The 8171-nt window shown below is 76.5% G+C and carries 2 protein-coding genes; both read right to left on the bottom strand.

All coding sequences use genetic code 11. The annotated features are described in order from the left end of the window. Positions 1 to 1936: type I polyketide synthase (locus IF01_RS0140415; RefSeq protein WP_030398626.1), on the bottom strand; the 1936-nt coding region annotated here is incomplete at its 3' end. 104 nt (positions 1937 to 2040) lie between these two features. Next, entirely contained in the window at positions 2041 to 8163 is a 6123-nt protein-coding gene (locus IF01_RS0140410; RefSeq protein ID WP_078880767.1) for a type I polyketide synthase, read from the bottom strand. Between the last annotated feature and the right edge of the window lie 8 nt (positions 8164 to 8171).

The raw sequence follows: 8171 nt of genomic DNA, 5'->3' as shown, positions 1-8171 counted from the left end.
GCGCCGCCGCCAACTCACCGATCGAATGGCCCGCGACGAAGTCCGGCCGCACACCCCACGACTCGAACAACCGGAACAGCGCCACCTCCACCGCGAACAAAGCCGGCTGCGTCCACCCCGTCTCGTCCAACCCCTCACCCGAGACGATCACCTCGCCCAACGGCAGCCCCAACGCCCCCGCCACCGCATCGAAAGCCTCGGCGAAGACAGGCTGCGAGGCGTACAACTCACGCCCCATACCGACCCGCTGGGAACCCTGCCCGGAGAACAGGAACGCCAGCCCGCCCGAACCCGCCACCCCACGCACCACATCGACGCCCTCGGGATCGCGCAGCGCCGCCGGATCACCCAGCACCACCGCCCGCTCCTCCAACGCCGCCCGCGTGGCGACCAGGGAGCGCGCAATCTCCAGCGGATCGCCCGTGAGCGCCAACTCGGCGACCCTGGAGCCCTGTTCGCGCAGCGCCTCCGGAGAGCGGGCCGACACCACGAACGGCAGCAGCCCGGCGTCCACCGTTGGTCCGGCGGCCTCCACCGGCGCGGACTCCTCCACCGGCGCCTGCTCGATGATCACGTGAGCGTTGGTCCCGCTGGCGCCGAAGGCCGAGACGCCGACCCGGCGCGGGCCGTCCACGGCGGGCCAGTCCCGGGGCTCGGTGAGCAGTTCCACGGCGCCCGCCGACCAGTTGACGAACGGGGTCGGCTCGTCCACGTGCAGGGTGCGCGGCAACACGCCGTGCCGGATCGCCTGCACGGACTTGATCACACCCGCCACACCGGCCGCGGCCTGGGTGTGGCCGATGTTGGACTTCAACGAGCCGAGCAGCAGCGGCTGTTCGGCGGGGCGCTGGCGGCCGTAGGTGGCCAGGATGGCCTGGGCCTCGATCGGGTCGCCGAGCCGGGTGCCGGTGCCGTGCGCCTCGACGGCCTGGACGTCGGCGGCGGACAGCCGGGCGTCGGCCAGGGCGGCGCGGATCACCCGCTGCTGGGCCGGGCCGTTGGGGGCGGTGAGGCCGTTGGAGGCGCCGTCCTGGTTGACCGCGCTGCCGCGCAGCACCGCCAGCACCTCGTGGCCCAACCGCTTCGCGTCCGAAAGGCGTTCGACCAGCAGCAGGCCCACACCCTCCGCCCAGCCCGTCCCGTCGGCACCCGCCGCGAACGCCTTGCAGCGCCCGTCGGTGGACAGTCCGCGCTGGCGGGAGAACTCGACGAAGCCCTGCGCCGTCGACATCACGCTGACCCCGCCGGCCAGCGCGAGGTCCGACTCGCCGGAGCGCAGCGACTGCGCGGCCAGGTGCAGCGCCACCAGCGAGGAGGAGCAGGCCGTGTTGACCGTGACGGCCGGGCCCTCGAAGCCGAAGGTGTAGGAGATCCGGCCGGAGGCCACGCTGTCCAGGCCGCCGATGCCGAGGTATCCCTCCAACTCGCCGGGAGCGTCGTGGAGTCGGGGCGTGTAGTCGGTCCCGGCCAGGCCCGCGAACACCGCCGTCCGGCTGCCGCGCAGCGCGGTCGGGTCGATGCCGGCCCGCTCGAACGCCTCCCAGGCGGTCTCCAGCAGCAGCCGGTGCTGCGGGTCGGTGGCGAGGGCCTCGCGCGGCGAGATGCCGAAGAACTCGGCGTCGAACTCGGCGGTGGTGTCCAGGAATCCGCCGTGCCGGGTGTACGAGGTGCCGGGGTGGTCCGGGTCCGGGTCGTAGAGGGCTTCGAGGTCCCAGCCGCGGTCGGCGGGGAACTCGGTGATGGCGTCGCCGCCGTCGGCCACCAGCTGCCAGAGGTCCTCGGGCGAGGCGACGCCGCCGGGCAGGCGGCAGGCCATACCGACGATCGCGATCGGTTCGCGCTTCGCCCGCTCCACCTCCTCCAGGCGGCGGTTGGCCTGGCGCGCGTCGGCCAGGGCGCGCTTCAGATAGTCGCGGAGCTTCTGGTCGTTGGACATCGGTGCCTCTCGCAGGTGCGGTGGTACGGGTGGTGGCGGAGTCGGGGGTTCGGGCCCGGCGGCCGCCGCGAGGGGCGGCCGCCGGGGGGCGAACGGCAGAGGGGTCAGGCGGACGGGGAGGCGTCGCGGTCCATCAGGGCGAAGAGCTCCTCGTCGGTGGCGTTCTCCAGGTCCAGCTCGTCGAGGCCGCCATGACCCTCCGCGCCGGAGCCGTCGGCCCCGTCGAGGCCGCCGGTGTCCCAGCGGTCGACCAGCGCCTTCAGCCGGGCGAGCACCGAGGCGCGCTCCCCCTCGGGCCCCGCCGGTCCGGCGAGGGAGCGCTCCAGGGCGGCCAGGGCCGCTCCCGGATCGAGCTCCGCGCCGTCCGCGCCCGCTGCGCTGTCCGGGAGTTCGGCGAGCAGCTGGGCGGCGACGGCGGCCGGGGTCGGGTGGTCGAAGACCAGCGTCGCGGGCAGCTCCAGCCCGGTGCCGGCGCCGATCCGGTTGCGCAGTTCGACGGCGGTGAGCGAGGTCAGGCCCAGTTCGCGGAAGGCCCGGTCGGCGGCGACGGCGGCGATGCCGGAGTGGCCGAGCACGGCCGCGGCCTCCCGGCGGACCAGGTCGAGCAGCACCGCCTCCCGCGCCTCCGGACCCTCCGCGCCCTCCAGCCTGAGCAGCCAGGGCGCGGGCCCGGCGGCCGCGCCGTCGGTGCCGACCGCGGCGGCCACGGATCCGGCCACCGTGGTGTTGGTGACGGTCGCGTCCAGCCAGTAGCGCTGGCGCCGGAACGGGTAGGTGGGCAGCGCCACCGGGCGCGGACCGGTCCCGGCGAACACCGCCGACCAGTCGAACTCCACGCCCCGCACCCAGAGTTCGGCGGCGGAGAGCAGGAACCGCTCCGGCCCGCCGTGGTCGCGGCGGAGCGTGCCCGCCACCACCGAGCGCTTTCCGGCACCGACGGACGCGAGGGTGTCCTCGATCGGCACGGTCAGCACCCCGTGCGGCGACACCTCGACGAACACGGTGTGGCCGTCCTCGGCGAGGCGCCGGGTGGCCTCATCGAAGCGGACCGTCTCACGCAGGTTGGTCACCCAGTACTCCGCGTCCAGCCCCGCCGTGTCGAACCAGTCGCCGGTGACGGTGGACAGCAGCGGCACGGTGCCCGTACGCGGCCGGACCGGGGCCAGCAGCTCCACCAACTCCGCCCGCAGGCCGTCCACCTGGGGCGAGTGCGAGGCGTAGTCGACCGGGATGGTGCGGGCCCGGACGCCCTCCGCCCGGTAGGCGTCGACCAGTTCGGCCAGCGCCGCCGGCTCGCCGGAGACCACGGTCGCCGCCGGGCCGTTGACCACGGCTATCGAGAGCAGGTCGGCCCGGTCGGCGATCCGCTCGGCCACCTCGGCGGCGGGCAGGGCGACCGAGGCCATGCCGCCTGCGCCGGCCAGGGCCAGGATCGCCCGGCTGCGCAGGGCCACCACCCGGGCGCCGTCGGCGAGCGAGAGCCCGCCCGCGACCACGGCGGCCGCGATCTCGCCCTGACTGTGGCCGACCACCGCGTCCGGCCGCACCCCGTGCGCCCGCCACAGCTCGGCCAGCGAGACCATCACCGCCCACAGCACCGGCTGGACGACGTCCACCCGGTCCAGGCCGGGGGCGCCGGGGGCGCCGCGCAGGACGTCCGGCAGGGACCAGTCGGTGTGCGGGGCCAGGGCGGCCGCGCACTCCTCGATCCTGGCGGCGAACACCGGTGCGGTGTCGAGGAGTTCGACGGCCATCCCGGCCCACTGGGAGCCCTGGCCGGGGAAGACGAACACCGTGCGGCCGCTGACGTCGGCGGTGCCGGTGACCAGTGCGGCGGCCGGGTCCCCGGCGGCGAGCGCCCGCAGGGCCTCCGGGTCGCCGACCGCGACGGCCCGCTCCTCCAGCGCGCCGCGGGCGGTGGCCAGGGCGTGCGCGACGTCGAGGTCCCGGCCGTCGGGCGCCGGGAGCAGCTCCGCCACCTGGGCGGCCTGGGCGAGCAGCGCGGCCGGGGTGCGGGCGGAGACGAGGTAGGGCAGCGGGCCGGGCGCGTCGGCGGCGTCGGCGGCTTCAACAGCCACCGGCTCCGGGGCCTGCTCGATGATCACGTGCGCGTTGGTGCCGGACACCCCGAAGGAGGAGACCGCCGCACGGCGCGGCCGCCCGAGCTCCGGCCAGTCCCGCTGCTCGGTGAGCAGTTCGACGGCGCCCGCCGACCAGTCAACGTACGGCGAGGGCTCGTCCACGTGCAGAGTGCGGGGCAGCACCCCGTGCCGGATCGCCTGAACCATCTTGATCACGCCGGCCGCGCCGGCGGCGGCCTGGGTGTGGCCGATGTTGGACTTCAACGAGCCGAGCCAGAGCGGCTGTTCGGCCGGCCGCTGCTGCCCGTAGGTGGCGATCACGGCCTGCGCCTCGATCGGGTCGCCGAGGGTGGTGCCGGTGCCGTGGCCCTCGACCGCGTCCACGTCGGCCGCGCCGAGCCCGGCCCGCTCCAGCGCCGCCCGGATCACCCGCTGTTGAGCAGGACCGCTGGGCGCGGTGAGGCCGTTGGAGGCGCCGTCCTGGTTGACCGCGCTGCCACGGACCACCGCGAGCACCGGGTGGCCGTTGCGCCGCGCGTCGGAGAGCCGCTCGACCAGCAGCAGCCCGACGCCCTCGCCCCAGCCGGTGCCGTCCGCCGCGTTCGCGTACGCCTTGCAGCGGCCGTCGGCGGACAGGGCCCGCTGCCGGGAGAACTCGACGAAGGTGGTCGGGGTGGACATCACGGCCACCCCGCCGGCCAGCGCGAGGTCGCACTCGCCGGAGCGCAGCGACTGGGCGGCCAGGTGCAGCGCCACCAGCGAGGACGAGCAGGCGGTGTCCACGGTGACGGCGGGACCCTCGAACCCGAAGGAGTAGGAGATCCGGCCCGAGGCCACGCTGCCGGCGGTGCCGTTGCCGAGCCAGCCCTCCAGTTCGGCCGGCACCTCGCGGACCCGCGGCGCGTAGTCGTGGTACATCACGCCCGCGAAGACGCCGGTCCGGCTGCCGCGCAGGGCCGTCGGGTCGATGTCCGCGCTCTCCAGGGCCTCCCAGGTGGTCTCCAGCAGCAGCCGCTGCTGCGGGTCGGTGGCGATCGCCTCGCGCGGCGAGATGCCGAAGAACTCGGCGTCGAACTCGGCCGGCCGGTCGAGGAATCCGCCGTGCCGGGTGTAGGAGGTGCCGGGCTTGTCGGGGTCCGGGTCGTAGAGGGAGTCGAGGTCCCAGCCGCGGTCGTCCGGGAAGTCGGTGACGGCGTCCCGGCCCTCGCTCACCAGCCGCCACAGGTCGTCCGGGGTGGCAACACCGCCGGGCAGGCGGCAGGCCATGCCGACGATGACGACCGGGTCGTCCTCGACGGCGGGCCGGGCCGGGGCGGGGGTGCTCACCACGGGCGCCGGGTCGGCGGTGGCGCCGACCAGTTCGGCCCGCAGGTGCTCGGCGAGGGCGGTCGGGTTGGGGTGGTCGAACACCAGGGTGGCCGACAGGCGCAGGCCGGTGGCGGCCGCGACCCGGTTGCGCAGCTCGACGGCGGACAGCGAGTCCACGCCGATGCTGGTGAACGACCGCTGGGCGCCGACCGCTTCGGCCTCGGTGCCGAGCACGGCGGACACCTCGGCGCGGACCAGCCGGAGCAGCTCCGCCTGCCGTTCGGCGTCGTCGGGCAGGGCGGCGAGCCGCTGGGCGAGGGCGCCCCGGCCGTCCGTGCCGGGGGTGGCGGTGGCGGCGCCGGTGAGTGCGGCGCCGGCGGTGCGCCGGGTGGGCCGGACCAGGCCGCGCAGCAGCGGCGGCACCTCGTGCTGGGTCCGGTCCTGCTGCGCCCGGACGGCGGCGAGGTCGAGCGGGGCGGGCACCAGGGCCGCCCGGTCGCCGAGCCGCTGGGCGGCGTCGAAGAGGCGGATGCCCTCGGCGGAGCCGATCGGCCGGATGCCGAAGCGGGCCAGCCGGGCGTGGTCGGCGGCACTGAGGTGCTCGGTGATGCCGCTGGCCTCGGCCCACTGCCCCCAGGCCAGGGACTGGGCGGGCAGGCCGATGCTGCGCCGGTGGGCGGCGAGGGCGTCCAGGTAGGTGTTCGCGGCGGCGTAGCTCGCCTGCCCCGGGCTGCCGAGGGTGGCGGCGACGGAGGAGTAGAGGACGAACGCGGCCAGGTCGTGGGAACGGGTGAGTTCGTGCAGGTGGCGGGCACCGTCGGCCTTGGGGGCCCAGACGGCGGCCAGGCGCTCGGGGGTGAGGGCGGTCAGCACGCCGTCGTCGAGGACGCCGGCCGTGTGGACCACGGCGGTCAGCGGTTGGGCGGAGGGGACGGCCGCGAGCGCGGCGGCGAGGGACTCGCGGTCGGCGGTGTCGGCGGCCGTGATCGTCACCTCCGCACCGAGGGCGGTGAGTTCGGTGTGCAGCTCGGCGGCGCCGGGCGCGTCTGCGCCACGGCGGGACAGCAGCAGCAGGTGGCGGACACCGCGTTCGGTGACCAGGTGCCGGGCGAGCAGGGCGCCGAGGGTCCCGGTGCCACCGGTGATCAGGACCGTGCCCTCCGGGTGCCAGGCCCGGGCTTCGACGTCGGGGACAGCCACCCGGACCAGGCGCGGGACGCGTGCCCGGCCCTCGCGCAGGGCCAGTTGCGGTTCGCCGCCGGCCACGGCCGCCGCCAGGGCGGCTTCGGAGGCGTCGGTGCCGTCGGTGTCGACCAGCACGATCCGGCCCGGGTTCTCCGACTGCGCCGAGCGCACCAGACCCCACACCGGGGCGGTGGTCAGGTCCGGCGTCTCCGAGTCGTCGACGGCCACGGCCTGCCGGGTCAGCGCGACGAGCGGCGCACCGGCGCCGTCGTCCTGTGCCAGCCAGGACTGGAGCGCGGCCAGCGTCGCCACCACGTCCCCGTCGACCCGCAGTACGTTGTCCAGCGCTGCCGGCGCGGCCGCGAGGGCCACCTCCGGCCAGTCGACGGCGAACAGGGTGTCCCGCCCGACGGCAGGACCGGCGCCCACCCCCTCGGCGGGGACGGGCCGGGTGACCAGCGATTCCACGGTGATCACGGGCCGGCCGGCCGGGTCGGTGGCCTCCAGGCGGTAGGAGTCGGATCCGGTCACGGTGACCAGCACCCGCAGCTCCGTCGCGGCGGCGGCGTGCAGGGTGACACCCCGGTAGGCGAACGGGAGCCGGCGGGTACGGGCGGCGGCCGGGTCGCCGACGGCGGGGTCGCGGTCCGCGCCGTCGAGGGCGGGCAGCTGGGCGGCGGCGTCCAACAGCGCGGGGTGCAGGCCGAACCGGGCCGCGTCGTTGGTCAGTTGCTCCGGCAGGACGGCGAGCGCGTGGAGCGTCGCGCCGTCCCGCCAGACCTCGCGCAGCCCGCGGAAGGCCGGACCGTAGTCCAGTCCGACGGCGGCCAGCAGCTCGTACGCCTCCTCGGGGGCGAGGTGCTCGGCGCCCTCGGCAGGCTCCCAGGCGGTGGGCACGGCCGGGTCGGGCCGGCCCGCGGACAGCAGACCGCTCGCGTGCCGGGTCCAGGCGCCGTCCACGGCCGCCGGGGCGGCCTGGGAGGTCCGGTCGGCCGGGGCGGGCCGGGAGTGGATCGTGACCGGACGCGCGCCGGTCCCGTCCGGCGCGCCGACGGCCACGTGCAGGTGCAGGGTGTCGCGCTCGGGCAGCACGAGCGGGGCCTCGATCACCAGCTCGTCCAGGGTGCTCGCGCCGACCTCATCGCCCGCCCGGATCGCCAGCTCGACCAGGGCCGCGCCGGGCGCCAGGACGGTGCCCAGCGCCACGTGGTCGGCGAGCCAGGGGTGGGTGGCGAGGGAGAGGCTGCCGGTGAGCAGCACGCCCTCCGAGTCGGCCCGGGCGACGGCCGCGCCGAGCACGGCGTGGTCGACGGCCGCCAGGCCGAGTCCGCCCGCGTCGGCGGCGGTCCGGGTGGCGGGCTCCAGCCAGTAGCGGCGGCGCTGGAACGGGTAGGTGGGAAGGGCGAGCCTCGGGCGGTGCCCGCCGCCGAACAGGGCGGTCCAGTCGACGGGGTGGCCCTGGACGTGGATCCGGGCGAGCGCCGTCAGCGCCGTCCGCTGCTCGGGCCGCTCCCGGCGCAGGACCGGGACGGCGGTGACGGCCTCGTCCAGGCCGGCGCCGACGAGGCCCGTGAGGGTGCCGTCGGGGCCGAGTTCGACGAAGGTCGTCGCGCCCTCGGCGGCCAGGGTGGTCACCACGTCGGCGAAGCGCACGGCCCCGC

The organism is Kitasatospora purpeofusca, assembly GCF_000718025.1.
Lineage (GTDB): Bacteria > Actinomycetota > Actinomycetes > Streptomycetales > Streptomycetaceae > Kitasatospora > Kitasatospora purpeofusca.
This window is presented reverse-complemented; position numbering and strand designations above follow the sequence as displayed.